General features: G+C 69.5%; 20 protein-coding genes. 6 read left to right on the forward strand and 14 right to left on the reverse strand.

Going from position 1 to position 21353, the window contains the following annotated elements; translation table 11 throughout:
- Positions 1 to 10 precede the first annotated feature (10 nt).
- The 11 genes from VT85_RS08715 to VT85_RS08765 form a co-directional block, all read right to left on the reverse strand.
- Positions 11 to 775 carry a helix-turn-helix transcriptional regulator gene (locus tag VT85_RS08715; RefSeq protein ID WP_197491179.1) on the reverse strand — a complete coding sequence of 255 codons (765 nt, stop codon included), beginning with the start codon at positions 773 to 775 and terminating at the stop codon, positions 11 to 13.
- 432 nt (positions 776 to 1207) lie between these two features.
- A complete protein-coding gene (locus VT85_RS08720; RefSeq protein WP_068413432.1) occupies positions 1208 to 1507 on the reverse strand; it encodes a metal-sulfur cluster assembly factor in 300 nt (99 codons plus the stop codon).
- A gap of 32 nt (positions 1508 to 1539) precedes the next feature.
- Positions 1540 to 1854 carry a non-heme iron oxygenase ferredoxin subunit gene (locus VT85_RS08725; protein WP_068413436.1) on the reverse strand — a complete coding sequence of 105 codons (315 nt, stop codon included), beginning with the start codon at positions 1852 to 1854 and terminating at the stop codon, positions 1540 to 1542.
- 19 nt (positions 1855 to 1873) lie between these two features.
- On the reverse strand, positions 1874 to 2314 hold the full coding sequence (locus VT85_RS08730; protein ID WP_068421678.1) for a SufE family protein: 441 nt from the start codon (positions 2312 to 2314) through the stop codon (positions 1874 to 1876).
- 148 nt (positions 2315 to 2462) lie between these two features.
- Entirely contained in the window at positions 2463 to 3323 is an 861-nt protein-coding gene (locus tag VT85_RS08735) for a sulfurtransferase (RefSeq protein WP_068413439.1), read from the reverse strand.
- A gap of 28 nt (positions 3324 to 3351) precedes the next feature.
- Positions 3352 to 4695, reverse strand: a complete 1344-nt coding sequence (sufD, locus tag VT85_RS08740) for a Fe-S cluster assembly protein SufD (protein ID WP_068413442.1) — start codon at positions 4693 to 4695, stop codon at positions 3352 to 3354.
- Positions 4696 to 4764: 69 nt separating this feature from the next.
- The gene (locus VT85_RS08745) at positions 4765 to 5394 is read right to left on the reverse strand and encodes a hypothetical protein (protein ID WP_068413445.1); all 630 of its coding nucleotides are present in this window, start codon (positions 5392 to 5394) and stop codon (positions 4765 to 4767) included.
- A gap of 4 nt (positions 5395 to 5398) precedes the next feature.
- Complete coding sequence (locus tag VT85_RS08750; RefSeq protein WP_068413448.1) at positions 5399 to 5623, reverse strand: hypothetical protein; 225 nt, start codon at positions 5621 to 5623, stop codon at positions 5399 to 5401.
- 172 nt (positions 5624 to 5795) lie between these two features.
- Positions 5796 to 7211 (reverse strand): Fe-S cluster assembly protein SufB, encoded by a 1416-nt coding sequence (gene sufB, locus VT85_RS08755; protein WP_068413452.1) that lies wholly within the window; start codon positions 7209 to 7211, stop codon positions 5796 to 5798.
- Between the two features lie 115 nt (positions 7212 to 7326).
- A complete protein-coding gene (sufC, locus tag VT85_RS08760; protein ID WP_068421681.1) occupies positions 7327 to 8160 on the reverse strand; it encodes a Fe-S cluster assembly ATPase SufC in 834 nt (277 codons plus the stop codon).
- A gap of 5 nt (positions 8161 to 8165) precedes the next feature.
- On the reverse strand, positions 8166 to 8867 hold the full coding sequence (locus tag VT85_RS08765; protein ID WP_082858947.1) for a helix-turn-helix transcriptional regulator: 702 nt from the start codon (positions 8865 to 8867) through the stop codon (positions 8166 to 8168).
- Positions 8868 to 9591: 724 nt separating this feature from the next.
- On the opposite strand from VT85_RS08765, the gene VT85_RS08770 reads away from it, so the two are divergent.
- The 3 genes from VT85_RS08770 (at position 9592) to VT85_RS08780 (ending at position 15289) form a co-directional block, all read left to right on the forward strand.
- Entirely contained in the window at positions 9592 to 10566 is a 975-nt protein-coding gene (locus VT85_RS08770) for a hypothetical protein (protein ID WP_156512759.1), read from the forward strand.
- Between the two features lie 429 nt (positions 10567 to 10995).
- The gene (locus VT85_RS08775; protein WP_156512760.1) at positions 10996 to 11436 is read left to right on the forward strand and encodes a hypothetical protein; all 441 of its coding nucleotides are present in this window, start codon (positions 10996 to 10998) and stop codon (positions 11434 to 11436) included.
- 346 nt (positions 11437 to 11782) lie between these two features.
- Positions 11783 to 15289 (forward strand): serine/threonine-protein kinase, encoded by a 3507-nt coding sequence (locus VT85_RS08780; protein WP_156512761.1) that lies wholly within the window; start codon positions 11783 to 11785, stop codon positions 15287 to 15289.
- Positions 15290 to 15703: 414 nt separating this feature from the next.
- On the opposite strand, the gene VT85_RS08785 is transcribed toward VT85_RS08780, so the two are convergent.
- On the reverse strand, positions 15704 to 16624 hold the full coding sequence (locus VT85_RS08785) for an AAA family ATPase (RefSeq protein WP_068413463.1): 921 nt from the start codon (positions 16622 to 16624) through the stop codon (positions 15704 to 15706).
- Positions 16625 to 16990: 366 nt separating this feature from the next.
- Here VT85_RS08785 and VT85_RS08790 point away from each other — a divergent pair, with 366 nt between their 5' ends.
- From VT85_RS08790 to VT85_RS08800, 3 genes are all read left to right on the forward strand, one after another.
- Positions 16991 to 17203, forward strand: a complete 213-nt coding sequence (locus VT85_RS08790; RefSeq protein ID WP_068421683.1) for a hypothetical protein — start codon at positions 16991 to 16993, stop codon at positions 17201 to 17203.
- Between the two features lie 123 nt (positions 17204 to 17326).
- Positions 17327 to 18121 carry a 6-phosphogluconolactonase gene (locus VT85_RS08795; protein ID WP_068413466.1) on the forward strand — a complete coding sequence of 265 codons (795 nt, stop codon included), beginning with the start codon at positions 17327 to 17329 and terminating at the stop codon, positions 18119 to 18121.
- Between the two features lie 90 nt (positions 18122 to 18211).
- Entirely contained in the window at positions 18212 to 19078 is an 867-nt protein-coding gene (locus VT85_RS08800) for a fumarylacetoacetate hydrolase family protein (protein WP_068413468.1), read from the forward strand.
- A 64-nt stretch (positions 19079 to 19142) separates the two neighbouring features.
- On the opposite strand, the gene VT85_RS08805 is transcribed toward VT85_RS08800, so the two are convergent.
- Both VT85_RS08805 and VT85_RS08810 read right to left on the reverse strand, forming a co-directional pair.
- Positions 19143 to 19847, reverse strand: a complete 705-nt coding sequence (locus VT85_RS08805) for an ABC transporter ATP-binding protein (protein WP_068413471.1) — start codon at positions 19845 to 19847, stop codon at positions 19143 to 19145.
- A gap of 55 nt (positions 19848 to 19902) precedes the next feature.
- Entirely contained in the window at positions 19903 to 21342 is a 1440-nt protein-coding gene (locus VT85_RS08810; RefSeq protein ID WP_082858460.1) for an ABC transporter permease, read from the reverse strand.
- Between the last annotated feature and the right edge of the window lie 11 nt (positions 21343 to 21353).

Consider the following 21353-nt stretch of genomic DNA (forward strand, 5'->3'; position numbering starts at 1 on the left):
CGGGGACGGCTCAGGCCTCGCCGAACCGGCTCCAGGACCAGACCACACGGCCGATGAGGAAATCGGCGGGGAGTTCGTCGAGCTCGACCGCCGCCAGGGGATGATCGCGCCCGGGCTGGTTGGGCCTGAGGATCAGGTGCCGCCCGCTGAGATCCAGCCAGCGGATCACCAGCTTCTCTTCCGACCGAGCGGCCACGAGCTTGCCTTGCAACGCCTCGGGATCGGTCTCGGACCGGTCGATGGCGACGACCGAGCCCTCGGCGAGGATCGGGGCCATCGAGTCGTCGGCGACCCGCACGGCGATCGTCTCGGCCGGGTGCGGGAACCATTGGGGATAGGCCAGGACGCGGCCCTCGGCCCGTTTCGGGTCGAGCGTCGGCCGCATCAGCTCTTCCGGGGGGAAGACCGGCACGGACTGGAATTCGTGGCATTCGCGGCCGGACGCCGACTTGGATTCGCCGACCGGCGACGCCGACTGGGCGGCCCGCTCCCGCTCCAGCTTCTCGAGCCCTCGACGGATCAACTCGACCGGCGAAAGATCGGCCGTCTGGCGATCTTCCCCCGCGCCGAGATATCGGGCCCCCTCGCCGGAGACCAGATAGGTCGGCGACGTCCCGGTCAACTGGATGAACGACAGGAGGACCTCGGCGGGGACGGTCACGCCGGTTTCATAGTTGTACCAGGTACGAGCGGGCAGGTTCAGGCGGCGAGCCAGTTCCGGTCCGCCATGGTCGCCGAAAAGCTCCTGGCGGATCTCCCGGAGGCGACGCGACAAGGACGTCTTGATGCTGAGGCGCAGTTTAGGTGTTTTCTTCCGAGCCACGGCGCTCGATCCCGTAAAAGGGAGCCACTGGGCCCCACACGCTGGGTCGTCGGTCTCGAAATGATAGGCCCGAGGCGACGACGCCTGGCCTATCGGCGATGGGAGTCCACGCCCGTCGCGACCTCCAGGAATCCCTGTCGGATCGACGCTCGTTCACCTCCCACCCACGCCGGGCCAAGTTAACACACGGCGAACGTGTCGTCATCAGCAGCGAGCCTTTTTATGAAAGCAGGACGCTCCGCGTGGCGATTCGGCAACGCCCCTCCCTCTTAAGCTGCCCCAAGGCGACAAACGCCATTTCTTTCGACTTACCCAGTGCACCGGATCAACGCCGCAAGGCCTGATCGCAACGATGCAATCTCGTCCTCATTCTTGGGAGGAGCTTCAGAACATCCCCAACTCGTCCCGAGCGTCGTCCGACATCCGCTCGGGGGTCCAGGGGGGTGACATGACCAGCTTGACGTTGGCCTTGGCGACCCCTTCGACCTTCTCCAGCGCGGCCACCGCGTTGCGGAGGATCTCCGGGCCCATCGGGCAGGCCGGCGAGGTGAGCGTCATCTCGACGTCGGCGTGGTCTTCCCCCGCCTTGACCGAGTAGACCAATCCCAGGTCGACCACGTTGACGTTCAGCTCGGGGTCGAGAACGGTCTTCAGGGCCTGGACGAGCGCCTCTTGCTCGATCATCGCGGGGTCCTCGGGGTCGGGGGGGTTGCGGTTCAGTCTTCGATCCGGACGTAGACGCCGTCGCCCCGGATCTCGACCGGGTGGGTGGCGACCGGCTCGACGGCGGGGAAGCAGAGCACGGCCCCGGTCCGGACGTCGAACCGCGCGCCGTGGCGCGGGCATTCGATCTCGACGCCGCAGAGGTCCCCCTCGGCGAGGGGGCCGCCGTCATGCGTGCAGACGTCGTCGATGACGTAGTAGTCGTCGCCGACCCGGAACAGGGCCAGCGCGCGGCCGTCGACCTCGACCAGTTTCTTGCCGCCGGGGGCCAACTCGGTCGTTTCGGCGATCTTCACGGCTTCCGACATGGAGGTTCGTCTCGTTCGATCAGGGGGTGGAGCCGTGGGAGGCGAACGCGACCCGAGTCACGTCGCGCTTGATTCGTCGCAGCATGCCGCTGAGGCCGCGGACCCGGAGCATGCCCAGGACCTCGGTCAGGCCGGAACGGTCGACCAGGTCGCTGGGGACCTTGAGCACGTCTTCCGCGGAGGCGCCGTTGAGCCCTTCCAGGAGCAGTGACACGAAGCCCCGGACGGTCGGGGCCTCGGCGGGGGCGTCGCCGTAGAGGGCCACCCGGTCGCCGATCATCTCGACGAACAGGTAGACCGGCGACTGGCATTCTTCCACGCGATGCTCGGCGTCCTTGCGGGCTTCCAGCTCCGGCGGCAGCGGCGGCAGGTTCTTGGCGAAGTCGAGGAGCAGCTCGATCCGCTCCTGGCGGTCCGACTCGTGGAGTTCCGTGATGATGGCGTCGAGTGCGGCGGGCATCGAGTTCGTCTGCTCCTTCGGGGAGGGGGGGGCGGCGGCCTCGACGCCCGGCGTCGCACGCGCGACGCCGGTGGATGGGGCCGGTCGCCGTCCCTCCGGGTTCACTTCCATTGTTGACCGCGGCGGCGGCCCGGGCAAGTCGACCTGGTCAGGCGCCCGCCCCTCGCTCGATGGGGACGCGGACGAGATTGCCCCATTCGGTCCACGAGCCGTCGTAGTTCCGAACCCGCGGGTAGCCCAAAAGGAAGGTCAGGGCGAACCAGGCCAGGCTGGATCGCTCGCCGATGCGGCAGTAGGCCACCACGTCGTCGCCGGGCTTGAGGCCGGCTTCCCCTTCGTACAGGGCCTTCAACTCGGCGGCCGACTTGAAGGTGCCGTCGTCGTTGACGGCGCGGCTCCAGGGGATGCTCCGGGCGCCGGGGATGTGGCCGCCCCGGAGGGAGCCCTCCTGCGGGTAGTCCTCCATGTGGAGCATCTCGCCGGTGAATTCCTTCGGGCTCCGCACGTCGATCAGCGGCTTCTTGGCGCGGATGTGGTCCAGGACGTCGTCCCGGAAGGCCCGGATGGCCGGCTCGTCGCCGCCGGCGACCTGGTACGTGGTCGCCGGATACCTGGGCGTCTCGCGTGAGATCGGCCGGCCCTCGTCGATCCAGAGCTTCCGGCCGCCGTTCATGACCTTTAGGTTCTTGTGGCCGAAGAGCGTGAACGCCCAGAAGGCGTAGCAGGCCCACCAGTTCGACTTGTCGCCGTAGAACACGACCGTCGTGTCCTCGGCGATGCCGTTGCGGCGGCAGAGCTCGGCGAACTTCTCGGCGTCGATGTAGTCGCGCAGGACCTGGTCCTGCAGGTCCCCCTGCCAGTCGATCCGCACCGCCCCCGGGACGTGGCCCAGGTCGTAGAGCAGGAGGTCCTCATCGCTCTCGACGATCCGCACCTTGGGATCGTCGAGATGGTCCAGGACCCACTGGGTCGAGACGAGGACTTCCGGACGCGCGTAACCTTCCCCCATTGCAACTGACTCCCTGACTTACCGGTGATCAAGAATTTCCGAGCTTCTCGGCGACGGCCTGGCGGAGCGTCTCGCGGACCGGGTCGAGCGTGATGCGGTCGTAGACGTTGGCGAAGAAGCCCTCGACGATCAGGCGGACCGCCGTGGCGCGGGGGATGCCCCGAGCCTGGCAGAGGAAGATCATCTCCTCGTCGACCCGGCCGGCGGTGGCCCCGTGGGTGCAGCGGACGTCGTTGGCCTCGATCTCCAGGCCGGGGATCGAGTCGGCTCGGGCCGAGTCCGAGAGGATGAGGTTGTCGTTCTTCTGGTAGGCGTCGGTGCGCTGGGCGTCCTTCTCGACGCGGATCATCCCCTTCCAGACGGTCCGCGAGTGGTCCTTGAGGCCCCCCTTGTAGAGGAGGTCGCTGGTCGTGTGGGGCGCCTGGTGGTCCTGCCGCGTGAAGTAGGCGAGGTGTTGCCTGCCTGTCGTGAACATGACGCCGTTGACCTGGGCCGCGGCGCGTTCGCCGGCCAGGGCGACCTCCTGGTTGACCTTCGACAGCCGCGACCCCAGGGCGCCGACCGTCCATTGCAGCGAAGCGTCCCGGCCCACCACCGCGCGCTCGCGGGTGAAGTGCCAGGTGGCCGCGTCCCAGTTCTGGATGTTGACCAGCCGGAGCTTCGACGACGCCTCCTGGACGACCTCGACCGCCCCGACGTGGAGCCCCGGCGTCTCGCCCCGGCCGGCGCTCGCGGTCTCGCGGACCAGCGTGGCCTCGGCGTCCTCCTCCAGCACGATGAGCGTGTGGCCGAAGTCCGTCCGGCCCTCGGCCGTGAGGCCGGCGATGCTGAACAGGGGGAGCTCGACCTTGACCCCCCTGGGGACGTAGAGCAGCGAGCCGCCGCTCCAGAAGGCCCCGTGGAGCGCCGCGAACACGTCGTCCGACGGCTTCACGACGTCGGTCATGAGGTGTTTTCGGAGAAGCTCCGGGTGGTCCTTGACGGCCGTCTCCAGGTCGACGAAGACCGCGCCACCGAGCTTGGCCGGGTCGGGGCGATGGACGAGGGAGCCGTCGACGTGCGCGACGCCGGTCCCGTAGTGCGAGCTGAGCGACTCCCAGAGGGGGGCGAACGCGGCCGTCGCGGCCGGGCCCGGCTCGCGGCTCGGGGGGGAGGGGGGGGCGAAGGCGTCGAGCTTGAACGCGCGGATGTCGGTCCGCCGCCATTCCTCGTCGCGCGAGGTCGGCCAGGCGAACGCCCGGAACCGCGCGAACGCCTCGCGGCGGCGGTCGACCAGCCACCCGGGCTCGTCGCGCCCCTTCAGGAACGCCTCGAAGCTCGCCTCGGTGAATCCGCCTGGGATCGTCTCGGATGTCGGAGTCGCGGTCGTCATCGGGAATGCATCTCGATCAATCTGATGTCAGTGGACGCGTCCAAAAAATCGGCGCGGCATGCGACCGCGCTACTTCGCCGGGGATCGTCTTCGTCGCTTCGAGCGTTCCAGTTCCTTCTCGAGCCGCCTGAGTTCGTCGTGCGAAAGAGAGTTCAGCAGGAGACGCCATCGATAACGGTGGAGCAAGGAATCCTGACGGATCCGGAAGGGGTCGCGAGACGGGAGCGACCGCCCCGCATCGGCCGAAATCGGGCCGATGGCGGAGGACGGAGGCGGACTCGTCGGCTTGCGGGGGGAGAGGATCCGGGCGATCGGGATCAGCGAGGAGGGTCGTTTGCGCCTTCGCGCCGGGGCCCCCTGGTCTTGCGGCGCGGCCCCGTCCTTGAAGACGCGTTCCGCGAGGGCTTCCGCGAGTCGCTCGTAGACGCCGGGGATCGCGGGATCGTCCGTGCAATAACGGATGACCCTGGCGCCCAACTTCGATCCCAGCCGCTTGTTGGCGCGAGCGACCTCTCGGCGGACCGAGTCGGGGGGCGTGGAGCCCGCGACCTCGACGTCGTGATGGGCGCCCTCCGAATCCACCCGCTCCACGCGCGCCTCGCGTGCGAGGCCGCGGCCGAACTCGATCCCCAGGAAATGGTGGATCGGGCCGGTGATCCGGGTCACGACGTCCAGCCCGTCGATTCGGGAGAACCGCATAGCCTCAGCTCCACAATTCCGGGGGCACCGGATAACGCCTCTGCGTGGCCGTATGGGCTCGAGTATAGCTGGGACCGTGCTTCCGCATGTACCACGCCTCCGCGGTCTCGTGCCGGAGGAAGCGCCGGTCGACCTCGGTCGCCCGGCCGGCCTTGAGTCGCTCCCAGGAGTCGGCGATCGCGACGTCGGCGTCGAATCGCGCCATGACGGCGGGGACGCCGAGCTTCACGTAACGATCGAGGAGGTGCTCCTCGAGGAACAGGTGGCGTTTGAGCTTCGCGACGTTCCTCGGCTTCCAACCGAGAGATGACGACCGATCGCCGCGACGTCCAGGACGTCGCGGCGGATCTCGTCGTAACGGCCGTCTTCCCGCCCCATCCGGTCGCCCCGCCGTCAGGCCGTCAGCCGACGGAGCCTTCCATCTGGAGCTGGATGAGCTTGTTCATCTCGACGGCGTACTCCATCGGCAGCTCCTTGACGAGGGGCTCGATGAAGCCGCTGACGATCAGGGTGGAGCCCTCGGCCTCGGAGAGGCCGCGGCTCCTCAGGTAGAAGAGCTGCTCCTCGCCGATCTTGGAGACGCTGGCCTCGTGGCCGATCTTGACGTCGTCCTCGTCGATCTCGATGTACGGATACGTGTCGGACCGACTCTCCGGATCGAGGATGAGCGCGTCGCAGACGACGTTCGACTTCGAGCCCTTGGCGCCGTCGGTGACCTTCAGGAGCCCGCGGTAGCTGGACCGGCCGCCGTTCTTGCTGATGCTCTTGGAGATGATCCGCGAGCTGGTGTGGGGGGCGGCGTGGACCACCTTGCCGCCGGTGTCCTGGTGCTGGCCCTTGCCGGCGAACGCGATCGAGAGGATCTCGCCGCGGGCGCCGGGGCCGACCATGTAGACGGCCGGATACTTCATCGTCAGCTTGCTGCCGAGGTTGCCGTCGACCCACTCCATGAGCGCGTCTTCGTGGGCCACGGCCCGCTTGGTGACGAGGTTGTAGATGTTGTTCGCCCAGTTCTGGATCGTCGTGTAGCGGCACCGGCCGCCCTTCTTGACGACGATCTCGACCACGGCGGAGTGCAGGCTCTCCGAGGAGTACATCGGGGCGGTGCAGCCCTCGACGTAGTGGACCTGGGCGCCTTCCTCGACGATGATCAGGGTCCGCTCGAACTGGCCCATGTTCTCGGCGTTGATCCGGAAGTAGGCCTGCAGCGGGATGTCGACCTTGACGCCGGCGGGGATGTAGACGAACGAGCCGCCGCTCCAGACCGCCGAGTTCAGGGCCGAGAACTTGTTGTCGGCGATCGGGATGATCGTGCCGAGGTACTCGCGGATGATGTCGGGGTGCTCGCGCACCGCCGTGTCGGTGTCGACGAAGATCACGCCCTTCTTCTGCAGGTCCTCGCGGAGGCTGTGGTAGACCACCTCTGACTCGTACTGCGCGCCGACGCCGGCCAGGAACTTGCGCTCGGCCTCGGGGATCCCGAGCTTGTCGAACGTGTTCTTGATCTCGGCCGGGACGTCGTCCCAGCTCCGCCCCTGGCGGTCGGTGGCCTTCATGAAGTAGCGGATGTCGTCGAAATTCAGCTCCGCCAGCTCGCCGCCCCAGGTCGGGGTGGGCTTCTTGAGGAACGTCTCCAGCCCCTTGAGGCGGAAGTCCCGCATCCAGGCGGGCTCGTTCTTCATCTCGGAGATCTGCTCGACGACTTCCCTCGACAGCCCCTTGCCGCTCTTGAAGGCGTAGTTGGCGTCGGAGTCGCGGAAACCGTACTTGTCATCTTCCTTGATGCCCGCAACCTGGAGGTTCAGATCGGTCGCCATCTCGGGTCCCTTCGTCGTAGGGGGGTGCTCCCCGCGTCTCGTTCCCTGTCGCGTATGGTGTCGGCCGCGCCGCCGTGCGGCGGCGCGGGGTCGGGTCGGCGGGGGGGGCGGCGCGTCAGGCGCCCACGCCCTGGTGGTCCGTCTTGGAGGCTTCCAGCTCCTCCGCGCGGCGGGCCGCCTCGGGATACTTGGCGCGGACCCAGTCGTAGCCCTCGCGTTCGAGCTGCTTGACCAGCTCGGGGCCCCCTTCCTCGACGATCTGGCCGCCGAAGAGGATGTGGATGAACTGGGGCTTGATGTAGGTGAGGATCCGCTCGTAGTGGGTGATCACCAGGATGCCGGTCGCGTGCTTGGCGGCGACCCGGTTGACCCCCTCCGAGACGATCCGGACGGCGTCGATGTCGAGGCCGCTGTCGGTCTCGTCGAGGACGGCGAAGGCGGGGCGAAGCATGGCCAACTGGAGGATCTCGGCCCGCTTCTTCTCGCCGCCGGAGAAGCCTTCGTTGAGGTAGCGGCGGGCGAACTCGGGGTCCATGCCCAGCTCGTCCATCTCCTGACGCATCTCCTTGCGGAAGTCGCGCATCGGGATGAGGTCCTGGCCGTCCTTGCGCTCCGGGTTGCGGACGTTGGTCACCGCGTGCCGGAGGAAGTTGGCCACCGTCACGCCGGGGATCGCCGTGGGGTACTGGAACGCCAGGAACATCCCGGCCTTGGCCCGCTCGTCGGGCTCCATCTCAAGGACGTCCTGGCCGTCGATCGTGACCGAGCCCCCCGTCACCTCGTAGTTGGGGTGGCCCATCAGGGCGTAGCTCAGGGTGCTCTTGCCCGAGCCGTTGGGGCCCATCAGCGCGTGGACCTCGCCCTGCTTGATGGTCAGGTCGACCCCGCGGAGGATCTCCTTGCCCTCGACGGCGACGCGCAGATTCTCGATCCGAAGTACCTTGCTCATCAGCATTAGACCCTGTTGACGTCCTCTTCGAATGACAGCGGCGCGAACCCCGGGGGCGTCGGTTCCAGGGCCATCGGGGCCGGAACCGTCGGCTTGACCTCGAAGTCGCAGGAACGACCGCCGTCGAGCCGGCACTGGCTGAGCCGGAGCCCCTTGCCCAGCACCTTCTCGAACATCTTCCGCTCCAACGCGCAGATCGCCCGATCCAGCTCGGCCAGCTCGTAATAGGGGCAGGAGTGCTGCCGGAGGAACGGCGGCAGGTCCTCGCGGTCCCGCGCCACCTCGGCCTCCACCCCCCGGACCTGGAGCAGGCCGCTGAGCTGAGTCAGCCGGCCTTCCCATCCGTCCCCCTTGACCTGAGTCCGATACATCTCGGCCAGGCGTTCGGTGATCCTCATGAACAAAACCCGGCGGAGCTTGCGGTCCTCCACCGTCCCCATCATCTCTTCCCAGAGGGCCACGGCGAGATCGGCGTAGTTCTGCCCCAGCCGCTTGTGCGCCTCGACGCTCGCCTGGTAGGCGTGCTTGGGGCGGCCCCGGCCGTCCTGCCGCGTCTCCCGCACCACCAGCCCGGCCCCGAGCAGCCGCGACAGCCGGTTCCGGACCGCCGTCCCGGTCACGCCCGTCTCCTGCGACATCTCGCCGACGGTCAGCGGCCCTCGGCGGCGGATCAGATCCAGCAACGCCCGATCCGACGACTCCGACATCGAATCCGCCTCCCGATGGCTTGGCTCGTCGACCCCTTGGGAATCGGCCTTCCCGGCCTCCACGCCGCTCGCGGAACCCTATTGTAGACGCACCCTTCCGCCTCGTCTACTCGCCCGAGGACCCTTTCTCCAATTTCTCGCACGATTAATTGCGAAAAATCGCCGGCCCCACCTCGATCGACGGCTCCCCACCCGATCACCACCCTGAAACTGAGGCCGCCTACTCCCCTTCAGGCACGTCCCGTTCCCCCCCGCAATCGCCGCAAGCGGGCCCCGCTGCGCCGGCCGAGGGCCGACCGCATCCCAAGGCGACGGAGAACCTCTCGACCGTCAACCTGAGGCGGGGATTCCGCCGAGCAAGACAGAAATCGACGATCCAGCAACCAGGGACGACTTTTAGAGAAGTGAGAGCCCCCCTCCGGTCGAATCGAGACATGCCTACCGGAGCGCCCAGGTATGCCGGCGAAGGATGCCGAGCGATGGCCCACAGACGGCCCGTCCCAACGACTGGGAAACTTGAGGCCGATATCGTCATAGGAGTAGATCGATGGCAGGAAGCCAGACTCTCCCCCTGCGAGGAAGCGGGTTCGCCGCCGCGCTCGCCGTCTTATCCCTGGTGTCCCCTGGTCAATCCCGGGCGCAATCCCTGCCGCCGTCGGCCGAGACGCCGGCTCTTAGCTTCGCGGACGTGGTCGAGACCGCGGATCCGTCGGTGGCGGCGCCCATGCCGACCATCAGTCCCCGACCTTCGTACTATCCCGGCGGCGCGCCGCTGGCGCCCCGGGTCGAGATGGGCCTCTTCGACACGATCACCGAGTCGATGTTCGGCGACGCCTCGGCCGAGGGCAAGTGGCGGCCGCTCACGCTCGGCAGCTTCTTCAGCGAGGGCTGGCTCGAGCCCTGGGCGGGCGGCCCCGCCGGGGAAACCGGCCTCACGCCGCGCCACGGATGGCTGGGTTCGTTCGAAGGCGTGTTCTATCGCCTCTGGCTCGTGGACGGGATCTACCAGAACAACCTGAACAGGCCGTACGGAGGGGAGTCGTACCGAGGAGATTGGGCCGTCTTCCTCCCCTTCAGCCGCCGATTCGAGTTGTTCCTCAACGTCCCGTTCGTCACCGCCAACGGCACGGAGGACCCTCGCCGCGGCTACCGCTCGGACTTCGGCGACATCTCCGTGGCCGGGTCGTTCCTCCTCTCGGAATCGAAGGCTTTCACGCAGTTGTTCACGCTCGGCGCGATCGTGCCGACGGGCCAGAGCGGGACGGGAGGGAAACTGATGACCGTGTTCCCGCGTTACTCGTTCTGGAGCAACCCGGGCGGCGCGTGGGTCGTCCGCGGCGGGTCGGGCATCAACGTCCCGCTGAACAAGAACGACCAGCGGCCCGCCCCGACGTTCACCCCCGACGGTGGGGTGTTGTTCGGCGAATCGACCTCGCAGACGACGTACAACGGCGACCTGGCGATCGGCCGCTACTTCACGCCTCACGATGTGCCGTTCGGCGACCTGGTTCTCTACGGCAACTGCAACGTCGTCGTCCCGCTTGAGGATGGCGGCCGGCCGGCCTACGTCGGCCTCGGCGCCGGCACGCGCTTCCAGATCACCGGCAACTGGTACTTCCTGAATTACTGGGAGGTTCCCGTGGTCGGGCCGCAGGCGTTCGACTACCAGATGTCGTCCGCCATCGTCAAAGCGTTCTGATCCTCGGCGAGTCGCGTGGCGGTTTGCAAGAGCCCGCCCCGGAGGCGTTGAACGCCTCCGGGGCGAGTTTCCTTTTCGAACGCCGCCCCTCAATCCCGTTCGGGACGACGCCCGCACGGCACGTTCGGCGTCCGGGCTCGTTGCATCACCGGCCCGACGCCGCGGGTCCTGACCGGCCGTCGGCGCCCTGATCGTTCGGCGTCCCCCGGCCGACCTCGGTCCCAGGGATCGTGGGAAGGAGGGCGTCGAACGCCCATGCAACGCACGATCCAGCACGTCTTGCACAAACACTCAACCTATTATTCCCAATCTGTTGCTTTTCGACACTCAGGCTCCATAGACTACGCGCACGGGATCGGCTCGTCGACGCGAGGCATCGCGATCGTGCGGTTCTCCGCGATCGCTGCGAGTCCCCGGGGAGAACCGATCATGATGCGCACCTTGAAGGGGAGTCTTCTGATCGCCTCGATGCTGATTCTCGCCTGGCCGACGACGTCGGAGGCGTGCCACAAGCGTCGGGCCCGCGCGGTCGCCGTCACGACCTGCTACGCGGGGGCCTCGTATGCGAGCCCCACCGGGTACTACGACGCCGGGGGCGGCTACGCCGCGCCTGCCGGGGGTTACGCCGCGCCTGCCGGCGGCTATTACGACGCCGGGTATGGCGGCGGCACGGCCGGTTATCCCGGCGGGTACTATGGCCAGCAGGGCTACAACCCGGGCGGCCTGGGCGGCCCGTACTCCGGCCTGGGCGTCCGGCCCGGCCTCGGCTTCGGTGCGGCGGGAGCGAACCCGGGCGGCCTGGGCGGCCCCGCCTCCGGCCTGGGCGTCCGGCCCGGCCTGGGCGTCGGGGGCTTCGGCCCGGGTCGCTGACCGACCCTCCTGTCTCGTAAGTGGTACCCTGATGCGCGCGACCGGGCGACACTCCGGTGACGTCCCGGCCGCGCGGTGCTTTTCGTCGCAACCGACGCACCGCCGGATGGAATCGGTTCTCATCACGTCCTTGACCGACTCCCTCTCCTCCCACCTGCCGACGGCGGTCCGGCGGATCGCCCTGTCATGGTCGACCGATGGCTAGGGTCGCCCCCGGGTGTGGGTCGGCCCGGATCATCCCGTTGCCTACCGCCCTCCAATCGAGCACAATGCAGGCGTGGGAGGGAGACATCGGGCGGTCGCATCCGAGACCTCCGCTGCATGCTGTTCCACTTTGGGGGGGCCGATGAGCGAGGGGGTCGGCTCCGGGTTTGATGAGCAGGTCCTGAGCGCCGTGCTGGCGGGGTTGACGGGGGCGGTCTCCCGGGAATCGGCCTCGTCGATCCTGGCGGAGTGGTCGCGCGCGCCGGGGGCCTCGCTGGCCGAGATGCTCCAGGACCTCGGCGGGCTCGACGAGGAGCGGCTGCGGACGCTTGCGGCCCTCGCCTCGGCCCACTATGAGGCCCACGGTCGCGACTTAGGCCGCAGCCTGGCCGCCTGGAACGTCGGTGCGGACCCCCTCCTGGGGCCGACGGAAGCCGATTCCCTGGCGACCCTCGCCGCGCCGTCGAGCGGCCATCCGGGGGAGGCGTCGGCCGCGCGCGCCCCCTCGCCATCCCGCCCCCCTTACGACGAGCGGTACGAGCTGATCAACATCCACGCGAAGGGAGGGATCGGCCAGGTCTGGAAAGCACGCGATCGTCAGCTCCAGCGCCAGGTGGCCCTCAAGGAGTTGCAGCCCCCGCTCGCCCACCGCGACGACCTTCGCGCCCGGTTTCTCCTGGAGGCGGAGATCACCGGCAAGCTGGAGCACCCGGGGATCGTCCCGGTCTACAGCCTCGGCGAGGACGAGGAGGGCCGCCCGTTCTACGCGATGCGGTTCATCCAGGGGGACAGCCTGGCCGTGGCGATCCGGGACTTCCACAAATCCCGGACGACGGCGGAGGCGGCCGGCGCCGACCCCGAGCAGTCCTGGGGCGTGGAGTTCCGGCAGCTCCTGCGACGGTTCCTGGGGGCGTGCGACACCCTGGAGTACGCCCATAGCCAGGGATGCATCCACCGCGACCTGAAGCCCGGCAACATCATGGTCGGCCCTTACGGCGAGACCCTGGTGGTCGACTGGGGGCTGGCGAAGGTGATCGGGCCCGGGGCCTCGGCCGACATCCCCCCCTCGGGGGAGGGCTCGTTCACGTCCTCGGGGTCCGGGACCAGCCCCGGCGACTGGATCGGCACCCCGTCGTACATGAGCCCGGAGCAGGCGGTCGGGGACCTCCAACGGATCGGCCCGAGGAGCGACGTGTACAGCCTGGGGGCGACCCTCTACGAGCTGCTCACCGGCGAGCCGCCGTTCCGAGGGGCCGACCCTCACACGGTCATCGCCGCCGTGCTGCGGGGGCCGTCGCCGCCGAAGGCCGTCGTGCGGTCGATCCCGCCGGCGCTGGAGTCGGTCTGCCTCAAGGCGATGGCCCGCAGCCCCAGGGACCGCTACGACTCGGCCGCCGCCCTGGCGCGCGACGTCGACAACTGGCTGGCCGACGAGCCCGTCTCGGCCCACCCCGAGGGGCCTCGCGAGCGGCTCTCGCGCTGGATCCGACGCCACCGCACCTGGGCCTACGCCGCCGCCGCCGCGCTCCTGGGGATCAGCCTCGTCGCGACGGCCGCCGCGTTCGCCATCAACCGCGCCTGGCGGGGCGAGCGGGACGCCCACGTCGAGGCGGAGCACAGCTTCGACCTGGCCCAGCAGGCCGTGGACGAATCCTTCACCCGGATCAGCCAGGACACCCTCCTGAGCCGCGAGGACTCCGTCGACCTCCGCCGCCTCCGCGCCGAGCTGCTCGGGACCGCCCTGAAATACTACCAGGGCTTCGTGGCCGATCGCCGGGATGACCCGAGGCTGCGGCGTCGGCTGGCCACGGCCTATCACAACGTCGGGGTCGTCCAGGCGGTGATCGCCTCCCCCCGCGAGGCCGTCGGCCCGTTCGCCTCGGCCCTGTCGACGTGGAACGAACTTCTGGGGGCGTCGCCCGGCGACGCCGACTTGATCGCCGGTCGGGCCGACACGCTCCGCCAGCTGGGCAAGGCCCGGAACGCGATGGACCAGCCCCGCGCCGCCCTCGACGTCCTGAACCTCGCGGTCGCCGACCTGGAGTCGCTGGCCGCCCTCCCGAGCCCCAAGCCTTACCTGGAGGTCGAGCTGGCCGACAGCCTCTCCGACATCGCCGCGACCGAGGCCAGGCTGGGGCGGTTCGAGGAGAGTCGGGCGGCCTCGACTCGCGCGCGTCAGGTCCTGCGGCGGCTCCTCGACGCCGATCCTGGCAACGCATTCTACCGCGAGGCGCTGGCCGAGGTGATCAACAACCAGGGCTACGCCGCGTTCACCGCCGGAGACTCCACGGCGGCCCTGGACGCGTTCCGGGAGTTCCAGGGCCTCTGCCTGGACCTGCTCCGCGACGCGCCGGTCGACGCGCCCCGGCCGCTCCGACTCGTCGAGCTCCTCAGCCTGAGCTACGAGAACGTGGGGGACATCCTGACGACGCGGGGGCTGTACGACGAGGCCGACGAAGCCTACGCGCAGAGCCTGGCTCGCGGCTCGGAATTGGCGACGGCCCATCCTTCGGTGCAGCGCTACCGGATGCAGCTCGGGCGGACCTATCGCGAACGCGGCCACGCCCAGCATCGGATCGGCGACGACGCAGACGCCCTGCGCTCCCTGGACAGCGCCCGCGAGGTCTTCGAGGGGCTGATCCGCCAGGACCCCGATCGCGCCACGCTCCACCACCACCTCGCCCGGACCTGGAACACCATCGGCTGCTTCCACGACGACCTTCGCGACCACGAGGCCGCCCTGGGACCGTTCCGGTCGGCGATCGCGGAACACCGGCTGGCGCTCGCCGGGGCGCCCGACGCACCCGGCTACCGATTCCATTTCGTCCTGAGCCTGGCCAACCTCGCGGAGCAGTACACCGACCGCGGCGAACTCGACGAGGCGGCGCCGATCGCCGCGGAAGCCGCCCGCGCCGCCCTCGAAGTCATCCGGGGCGACGCCGCTCTCGGGGGACGATTCGCGATCTGCGTGGACGTCGCAGCCACCATCGGGGACCTGACCCTCCAGGCCGGCGACGCCCCCGGCGCGATCGCCCGGTTCGAGGAACTGGCCGCGACGATCCGCGAGGGCCGGTCCGCCCCGTCGGCCGCGGCGCGCGAGGACGCCCTCGCCGCCGCCGAGACCCGGCGCGTCGTCGGCCTGATCGTCGAGGGGCGGTCCGACGAGGCGGCGGCGGCCCTGCGGGAGCTCGAGGCCCGCCTCCGAGGCCGACCCGAGCCGGCCGCCCGCGACCGGCTCTCCGAAGTCCTCTGGCTTCGGGCCCGCGTCGCGAGGCTCCAGGGCCGGGGCGAGGAGGCCGCCGACGCGGACGCCGGGCGAGTCGGCCTGTGGGACGCCCGATCCGCCCGAGGGCTCGTGGCTTCCGCCTCGCGCGCCGCCGCGAGGGCGTGCCTCGTGGGCTACGGCCGATCCCCGCTCCCGACCGCCGCCGGCGAGGCCGCCCGAGCGATCGACGCCGACCGGGCGGCCGACGACCTGCGCCTCGCCCTGCACCTGGGCTACGACGACCGGGCCCGCCTCCGCGACGACCTCGGCCTGATGACCATCCTCGACCGCGCCGCCGACCGAGCCCTCCACGACGACCTCGGCTTCCCCGACCCGCCGTTCGCACCCCCGCCGACTCCCCGCGACGATCCGAGCCCTCCATGAATGCCTGCTAATCCATGTAAAGGAGCGCCGCGGACCGCGTAGAAATGTTTGCAATGTTCGCGACGCCTTCCCAGACCAACCGTCACGCCCCCTGGCCAACAAGAGGAGCATGAGATGGCAGACAACGACGCCGGCACCACCACGGGAGCCACCGGGGCGACCGGAGCCTCCGGGGGTACCTCCGGCGACCCCCAGCCGAGTTCGATCGTGGGCTCCCCCGAGACGAACCCGACCCCTCCTGGCAGCACCGGAGCCACCGGGGCCACGGGAGCCACCGGGGCTACCGGCGGCACCGGAGCCACTGGAGCCACCGGGCCTTGAGGCCGAATTCGATCGTGGGCTCCCCCGACGCGATCCCGGCCCCTTCGGGCGGTCGAGAAGGCGACGACCAGTGACTTGAAGCGGACCGTCCCGTCAGACGGGGCGGTCCGCGGCGTCGGGCGCGACCGTCGGCGGCGCGTCGACGATCGGCGGCGGCGGCGGCCCGACCGGGCCCGGCGTCGCGGCCGTCGCGCGGGCGGTCGGCGAGTCGACGGGGGGGATCGTCCAGGGCGCGGCGCCCGAGGAAGTTCCGACGACGGCCGGCGCGCCCGGTCGGCCCGCCTCGACGGCCCGGATGATGACCTCGGCGGCGATCTCCAGGCTCAGGCTGTGGGAATCGAGCACCAGGTCGTAGTTGTGCGGATCGGCGCTGTTGACCCGGTGCATCGTCCGCTCGAACGCCGCGCGGCGGGCGTCCAGGTCCTTCGCGGCCCGCCTCGCCGTCCGGGGCGACACCCCCATCCGCTCGCCCAGCCGATACGCCCTGGCCTTCAACGGGGCCACGACCCGCACCGACAGGGTCGTCTCGCGCGGCAGGAGGAACCCGGCACCGCGCCCCACCAGCACCGATTGCCCCGCGCGGCCGATCGCCTCCAGCAGCTTCGCCAGGTGGTCGAGGTAGGCTTCCTGGGGGGCGTAATGCTCCTCGCGGAGCGGCAGCAGCCAGTCCTGGATGACGCTGGGGGCCAGCTCGTCGAACGTCCGGACCTCGTCGACCGTCGTCTGCATCCGGTGGGCGATCGCTTCCAGCAGCTCGTGGTCGAAGACCTTCCAGCCCAGTCGACGCCCCACCATCCGCGCGATCGCGCCGCCGCCGGCGCCGGCCTCGCGGCTGATGCAGATGTTCTGGAACCGCGCCGAACGCCCGGTGGTCAGGGGGAGTTCGCGCTCGTCCTCGCCCCAGCCCAGGAGCCAACGGACGACGGACCGGGGCCATTCGCCCAGCCCCCCCCAGCCGCGCTCGGGAGCCTGAGTCTCCGACGTCGTGATCGAGAACGGTTCCCACGCGCTCATAGTAGTCCGTGCCTCCTGGGGACCCTGTTCTCTGGCCAGTCTAGGGTTCGGCGCGCCCTTTGGAAAGCCGTCACAGCCCCCGGCGCGCGCCGAGGCGATCGGTCGATCCGACCGATTTCCTCCCAGAATGTAACTCTTACAAGGAGAAAGAGGCCGACGCAAGTCCTCGCGAAATTTGTCGATTTTCGCTCAAGTTTCGATTCCACCTGGAGTTCGGCCTCACCCTCGCGACCGTCCTGGGGGTCGGCATGCGGGTTGCTCTTACTGGGGATCGTCGGCGACGTCTGGAAGCGTCGGCGGCCCCGCAGAGAGCGGATCGGCCGCGTTCCCCGATCACGATGGACCTGAATGAAGGATCATTCCACGATGAGAAATCGGCGTCACACCCTCTTGTGGATGAAGGATTTGATCGAGCATATGTCGCAGTGCCACGATCAGCTCCAGTGGGCCGAGGACGACCCGACCCAGTCGTTCCTCGCCGACTCGCTGCTGGGCGACCTGGTCGAATGCCAGAAGCTCTGCCAGGAACTCCGGGGGGATTCGCGGTCCCGCCCGTCCCGCGAGATGGCCTTCTCCTGAGCCCCTCGCGCCGTCCGCCGTCCCCGCTCGACGCCGAGCGGTGGCGGACCGGGCTCGTTTCCGCTATCGTCTAGGGTCGATCCGGTCCGCCCGACGCCCCGATGACGAGGCTTTGCCGCGCCCATGACCCCGCCACCTGCCGAACCGCTCGCACGTTTCGCGGTCGACGACCTCCAGGTCCTCGTATTCGAGGATCGCGCCCAGGTCGGCCGCGCAGCCGCCGCGGCCGTGGCCCGCACGATCGCCGAGCGCCAGAAGGCCGCCGGTCGCGCCAACGTCGTCTTCGCCGCCGCCCCCAGCCAGAACGAGTTCCTCACCGCCCTGATCGCCGCCCAGGAGATCGACTGGGACCGCCTCGTCGCCTTCCACATGGACGAGTATTTCGGCCTGTCGAGCGACCACCCGGCCTCCTTCCGGCGCTACCTGCACGAGCACCTGTTCGGGCTCGTCGGGCTCGACGGCGACCGCCTCCGGCTCATCCCCGGCGAACGCACCGAGCGTCCCTTGCGGACCTGCGTCGAATACGAGGATCTGCTCCTGGCGAACCCGATCGACGTCGTCTGCGCGGGGATCGGCGAGAACGGCCACCTGGCATTCAACGACCCCCCGGTCGCCGACTTCGCCGACCCGGTCCTCATCAAGATCGTCAAGCTCGACGAGGCCTGCCGGCTGCAGCAGGTCCACGACGGCTGCTTCGATCGGCTCGCCGACGTCCCCACCCATGCTTACTCGCTGACCGTCCCCGCCCTGCTCAGCGCGGACGTCGTCTCCGTGGTCGTCGTCGGCCCTCGCAAGGCCGACGCCGTGCTGGCCACCCTCAAGGGCCCCATCGGCGAATCCTGCCCCGCCTCGGCCCTCCGACGACGCCCCGGCGCGACCCTCTACCTGGATCGCGACGCCGCCAGGCACGTCCTCTGAACCCGCCCGCTTGAAGCCAAGCCAATCCAACCCAACTTGACCGACCGTCGTATCACTCCCCATCGACCCTGGGGAAAGGGAGCCGGAATCGTGCGCTTCGTCACCGTCGAGACCGATCGAGGGCCGCGCGCCTGCGGCGTCAGGAATGAAGGCTACGTCGACCTGAACGCGGCCGACCCCGGCCTCCCCGCGAGCGTGAAGGCCATCCTCGCCCTGGGACCGGACGGCGTCCGCCGGGCCGCCGAGGCGACCGCGAAGGCCGCGACGACGATCGACCCGGCGACGGTCAGGCTGCTCCCGCCGATCCCGGACCCCCAGAAGGTCCTCTGCATCGGCCTGAACTACCGCGACCACGCCATCGAGAGCGGCGCGGAGATCCCCGCCGAGCCGGTCCTGTTCAGCAAGTACCCCAACACGCTGATCGCCCACGGCGAGCCGATCGTCCTCCCCCCGGAAAGCGCCGAGGTCGACTTCGAGGCCGAGCTGGTCGTCGTGATCGGCCGTGGCGGCCGCCGCATCCCCCGCGAGCGGGCGCTGGAGCACGTCGGCGGCTACATGCCCGGCCATGACGTCTCGGCCCGCGACTGGCAGCTCAACAAGCCCGCCAAGCAGTGGACCGCCGGCAAGACCTTCGACACCTTCGCCCCCACCGGCCCGGCGCTCACCTCGGCCGACGAGATCCCCGACCCCCAGGCCCTCGGCATCCGACTCCGGCTCAACGGCGAGACGATGCAGGACTCCTCGACCGCGCAGTTCATCTTCGGCGTGGCTGAGGTGGTCTCCTACCTCTCCAACATCATGACCCTCGCCCCCGGCGACCTCATCTTCACCGGGACCCCTCCCGGCGTCGGCATGGCGCGCAAGCCCCCCCGCTGGCTCAAGCCCGGCGACGTCGCCGAAGTCGAGATCGACGGCCTCGGCACCCTCCAGAACCCGGTCGTCGCCGAATCGCGGTGAACGATGCCTTGCAAGGCCGGGCCCGGCGGGACGTCTCATCCCGCCGCGGCCCGCGCCTGCGGCCTCAGTCTTTCATGTGTTCCAGGTAGATCCGTTCCAGGTCGGCGTGATCGACGGCCCCCGTCTTCAGGGTCTCGACGAGCCGGCCGTGCTTCATGATCCCGACCCTCGTCCCGGATTCCTTGGCGCGGAACAGGTCGTGGGTCGCCATGAGGATCGCCGTGCCGGCGTCGCTCATCCGCTTGAGCAGGACCGAGAATTCGTTGGACGCCTTGGGGTCGAGGCCGGACGTGGGCTCGTCGAGCAGCAGCACGTTCGCCCCCTTGGCCAGGGCCACGGCGATCCCGACCTTCTGGCGCATCCCCTTGGAATAAGTCGAGACGCGACGGTCGGCCGCCTCGTCGGGCAGGCCGGCGTCGGCGAGGAACGCGCGGATCTGCGCGTCGGAATACGGCCCCTTCCCGGAGAGCGCGGCGAAGTAGTCCAGGTTCTCCACGCCCGAGAGATTGCCGTACAGCATCACCTGCTCGGGGATGTAGGCCAGGAACCGCTTGGTCTCCAGCGGATTTTCGGCCACGTCCAGGCCGTTGATCCGGGCCACGCCGGACGTCCTCGGCACGAAGTTCAGGAATAGGTTGATCGTGGTCGTCTTGCCGGCCCCGTTGGCGCCGAGCAGGCAGAAGACCTCGCCCGGCTCGATCTTGAGGTCAAGCGCCTCCAGGGCGACGGTGCCGTTGTAAGACTTCGAGAGGCCGACGGCTTCGAGCATGGCGGTTGGAACCTTCCAGACTTGAACGGTGATCGGGGTTCGGTTCGACGGCCCTTCAGCCGGTGATCGGATAGCGACGGAGCGAGGCGAGGCCGCCGAGCGCCAGGATCGCGGCCGGGAGCGTCAGCCCCGCCAGGGCGGCGGCGACGCGCGGGGCGATCGCGGAGAGCGGCTGCTCGCGGAAGTGGAAGACGGGGATCGCCTCGAAGTCCTCGGGGGCGAATCGTTCCCGCCGCATGATCCTCGGGATGAAGAACTCCTGCCAGGCGCGGTGGTATTCGTCGACCTGGCCGAGGAAATCCTGGTGCCGCGCCAGGCTCGTCCCGCTCAGGTCGTTCAGGGCCTCCTGGGCCGCGACCGCCGGGGTGAGGAACCGCAGGCGATCGACGAGCGTCTGCTGCCGCGCGAGCTGCTCGTCGTAGCGGGCCATCACCGGCTCGATGGTCCGGTCGACCGAGGTCTGCACCGCCTGCAGCTTGACCAGGAAGTCGGCCGGGACCGGCGCCGACGAGGCCGGCGCAAGCTCGGGGTGGTCTTCATAATACCTCGCCAGCAGGACGCTCCCCTGGGCCGACGCGTCCGCCGAGGCGTCGCGGATGGCCTGGACCAGCTCGACGCGGGAGGGGACGGGATGCAGGGTCGTCACCACGACGTTGAGGAGCGCCGGGGCGACGACGACCAGCGCCATCCAGCACGCGACCAGGACGACGGCGTTGGTCGCCGACCTCCGCCCGAGCGCGTTCACGGCCAGCGCCAGGCCGAACCAGAAAGCCCCGTAAGCGACGACCGTCCCGATCCAAAGGCCGACCCGCGCGAGCACTCCCTCCTGCCGCACGTCGACCCCGGCGAGCAAGCCTCCCGCCACCGAAAGGCCGATCGCCAGCGCCATGACGACCGCGGCGCGGGCCAGCACCTTGCCGAGCACCAGAGTGGAAAGCCCGACGGGCTGCGAGAGGGTCATCGCCAGCGTCCCCTGCTCGCGCTCGGCGGACAGGAGGTTGTAGGATAGCCCCAGGATCAGCAGCGGGAACAGGTAGACGACCACGAACCCGAGATCGAACCGGCCCGTGAGCAGGTTCGTGGGGTTCTCGATCTCGTCGCCGGTGATGAAGGTCTGCTTGGTGCGGTTCGTCATCTTGAAATAGAACGGATACAGGTCCGCCTGTCCGACGACCATCGCGGCCAGCGGCCCCGGCGGGGCCATGGCGTAGCGCTGGCCCCGCGAGCCGGCGACCACCCCCGGCGTGCGCGGGTCGAGGAACGAGACGGGCGTCTCGCCGCCGGCGTCGGCCCGCGCGGCGTCCCGGCGCAGGTCGGCGAGGCGTTGCTCCTCATCCTGGGAGGCCGCGGCGAGGGTCTCCCGCTGGAAGCGGACCCAGGCGGAACCGTTGTAGACGCCGTAGGCCACGAACGCGCCGAGCAGCGCGACGAGCGGCCAGGCGGTCCGGTCGGCGGCCAGGCACCGCCAGTCGTGTCGCATGATTCGAGAAAGCATGAACCCCGCCC

Origin of the sequence: Planctomyces sp. SH-PL62, assembly GCF_001610895.1 — a bacterium.
Lineage (GTDB): Bacteria > Planctomycetota > Planctomycetia > Isosphaerales > Isosphaeraceae > Paludisphaera.